The sequence below is a fragment of the uncultured Subdoligranulum sp. genome (genome assembly GCF_937890665.1).
This window is the reverse complement of sequence record NZ_CALADU010000198.1, coordinates 1-3,415: the sequence shown is the minus strand read 5'-3', so window position 1 is coordinate 3,415 and position 3,415 is coordinate 1. Positions and strand designations below refer to the sequence as shown.

3 protein-coding genes are annotated in these 3,415 nt (G+C 42.3%); all 3 read right to left on the bottom strand.

The features are described 5' to 3' along the window. The coding region (locus Q0526_RS11445) for a hypothetical protein (protein ID WP_298733704.1) at window positions 1-388 on the bottom strand (388 nt) is incomplete at its 3' end. 238 nt (window positions 389-626) lie between these two features. Beyond that, on the bottom strand, window positions 627-1,199 hold the full coding sequence (locus Q0526_RS11440; protein ID WP_195324910.1) for a hypothetical protein: 573 nt from the start codon (window positions 1,197-1,199) through the stop codon (window positions 627-629). 317 nt (window positions 1,200-1,516) lie between these two features. Further along, window positions 1,517-2,896 carry an NYN domain-containing protein gene (locus tag Q0526_RS11435; protein ID WP_298733690.1) on the bottom strand — a complete coding sequence of 460 codons (1,380 nt, stop codon included), beginning with the start codon at window positions 2,894-2,896 and terminating at the stop codon, window positions 1,517-1,519. Window positions 2,897-3,415: the final 519 nt, after the last annotated feature.

Below are 3,415 nucleotides of genomic sequence, written 5' to 3'. Positions count from 1 at the left end.
TATTAATCAGCTTATCAAGAATATTTATTCCTTCATCAACTTGAACACCTTTGACCGGTGCTTTCTCATAAATTGATGTAACTGCAATTTTGATTTGGACATATAACTCTTTCTTACAACGGACACCCACCAGTATCATTTCATTTTGGTCAGTTGGCTCGTTAAACAAATCTAAAAACAAACAACCATCATGAGATTGAAATAAGTAAGCGTCACCTTGTCCGCGCTCTACATCGTCATATTCTTTTTCAAGCCATTCTGGATCTATATTCAGACTGAGAGATTTGCACAACATTTCAAAATCATTAGGATTTTCAATCAAATCGAATATAGAAACAATAAATACAAAATCATACATAGCATTTTCCTTATTTTTGATCGTTGGCATTACTATCTTTCAGACTCCCTATGGTATTTATGTTCCCTCGCAAACTTCCTCGCCGCTTCCCGGCGTTCCTCACTGTATGGCGCAGTCAGCCGGAAACAGAAGCGGCCCTTGTCGATCTCAAAGGTCTTGCAGCCCCAGCCGTCGTCGTCCACCTCCTGACAATGCTCCGGCCAGCGGCGGGCGTAGGCTCCCAGTCTGTTTCTGCCGTTCTCTTGATTTTTATGAGCTGGACTGGATATTAACAGGGCGCACGATAGCTGGCAATGACCTTTCCCTCTGGAGTTAAGAAAAAGCACAGGTTATATCCGTTGCCAATGACAAAAGGATCTTCATCTGCTAACCACCCTAAAAACGCACAATCCGATGGGATGATTTCTTTTTCACACCAGCCCAGCAGTTTGCTACATGGTACTCCCATTTTTGTCCATCGGTAAAAGTCATCAACATTTAAATCGTCCAAGTCGTAGTTGTCTTGTTCTTCTACCACTTCAAATTCAATATCTCCGCCTGCATAGTCCGGGGAAACCGGGCACGAAAGACCTACCTGCTGGATATTTTCTTTTGCATCGAGCGGAAGTTGGATCACTACAATGTCCGAATTGTAATCTCCTTTTTCAAACAACTGATACCCTTGTATACAAAGAGTGTTTGGTATGTTCAACTTTTCTCCATCACAATAAAGTTGAAATAGAAAGGCTAAGTCTGCTCCGTCTATTTGCGGCCATATTTCTGGAAGATGTGTTGGAAGTCCACCGCATTTGTTAATACTCCCGAAATAACCATTCTTAAAAACCATGTGATATGAAGTCACAGCAATATACCTCCCATCTTTATATATAAACTAACCTCTCAGCGGTATTGTGTCCCCTCGCAAACTTCCTCGCCGCCTCCCGGCGTTCCTCGCTGTATGGCGCGGTCAGTCGGAAACAGAAGCGGCCCTTGTCGATCTCAAAGGTCTTGCAACCCCAGCCGTCATCGTCCGCCTCCCGGCAATGCTCCGGCCAGCGGCGGGCATAGGCCACCAACCTGTTTCTGCCGTTCTCTTGATTTTTATTAGCTGGACTTTCTATGTAGTATTAAGAATCAAACCGCTGTTGCATACGAGTCCCTGAAATTGCAAAGAAATCTTTACTTTGCCTTGATGACCAGTGAAACTTTACCATCATCATTGATCGAAAGTTGAAGGGTCTTAATATATTTGTCGTAAAACTGCTGGCGTTCAGCCGCAGTCATTTCTATTCGGGTGGAGCGGAGTGCATCGTTCAACATATCAATGGCATTTAGCTGGACGGCCTTCTCCATGTAATCACGTATTTCCTGCAACAGAGCGCTCGTTTTTAGTTCTTCTGAATCGCCGGAATAGAAGTCATCCAAATAGCAGTAAAAAATCCCTGAGTTGGCAAGTGCGGCTTTCATATCCGGTCCACATTTATTGTGTTCAATCATCACTAAGAATTGAGCCTTTGGTAATGACGAAATAAGGCCCCAATAATCAGAATCACTGGAAACAATGATAAAGGAATCCACGTTGTTTTCGTAATATTCCTGGCAAGCCCTCGCAGTCAGACGAATGTCCACCAACGACTTGTTTTGCTTGATACGCTCAATCAAAATATGCTCCACTGAAACAGAGGTAAACTTTTCCAAGCTGCTCCAAGCTGAAGCAGTGTGAATATCGTCAAAGAGGATGATCGAAGTGATTTTTTCAGTGTATGTGCTGTTCAGCCGCCGCAGGGTCGCGCTTAACTTATAGGGGTCTGAATTTTCGCAATCGACTACGATTACCACTTTTCGGCTGTCATCAATAAAATCATAGATGCTGTCTTTTATATAACTGCCGGCGTCTGAGACTTTGTTGTACTCGGTAAACTCGTCATTATGCCAACGATAGAGCAGGGAAACAAATCTTTTATCATTGAACAAGATGTTGCCCTGATCGCTGGGACTCCAATGAATATACATTTGATAGGGATAAAGCAATATGTGTTCATAATAGACTGCCGCTGCTTCTTGAGTCCCTTTTTCGCATAGACCATTGGGCATGATGAAAAGCTCTCGGATGTATTTCCAGTTAAGCCAGAGGGGAAATAAATGCTTGCAGTTATTGATACGGTCCGAAATAATTCGGTTAATTTCAATAATATGTGCAGGTAATTTTGTGTTCCACTTTCTGATAAAACTGACGTTATCCGCTGATAGTTGGCTGATAGAATCAGCAGGGACAAATTGTGGCAGCGAAAGAATGGTTTTATAGTCCGTTCTCATTTTATCATTGATGTACTTGAAATTTCGTTCAATCGCTGTCCGTATGATGCACAGATGACGAATAATCCGGGCGTTCTTGTCATTCTCTAACTGTTGGAATATTTCGAGTTGCGGTGGCTCATGCTGGTTCTCAAATATTCGTTTTGGGACGCCAATTAGATAAGCAACCTTTGAGACGATACTATAGGTGCTATCTCTATATGTCATTCGTTCTGTTGGCCTGACACCTTGCTGTTCATTCATAAAAATCCCTTCTATTGTGGATTGGCTACCTACATGGGGAAGCCCCAAAAGCCATCTGAGGTTTTAGGAACACTTATCATAATGATTATCTAGAATCAGTATATCACGCCATCTGTTCAGATAGCAAGTCAAACTAAAAACTACGCTGCGTAGGTAGCATAGTTTTTAGTTCGATTACTTAGTGTGTTCAGCCGCTAAAAAGGAGTATCCTCTTTAACTTTTATCCCTCAGCATAAAGTTTATCAGAACTTGATAAACTCTGTACCAACACCGGGCGTCTCCTTTATAAAACGTCCATGCTCAAATTTTGCTTCTTCTTCATTATGGATTGTGACATACTCCGGGTAAAATTCGCAAATCGCGTTTAGTAGCGCATCCATATCAACTACACTGCTTTCCTTTATTTCTGGGTAAAAAAGGGAAAGCTCATGCAATGGGATGACGCTGTTTTGCTTGGAGAAAAAGAGTAAGCGTCAAGGCTGAGGGCGGATTAAAAAGGCAAAGAAGATATGAGATACT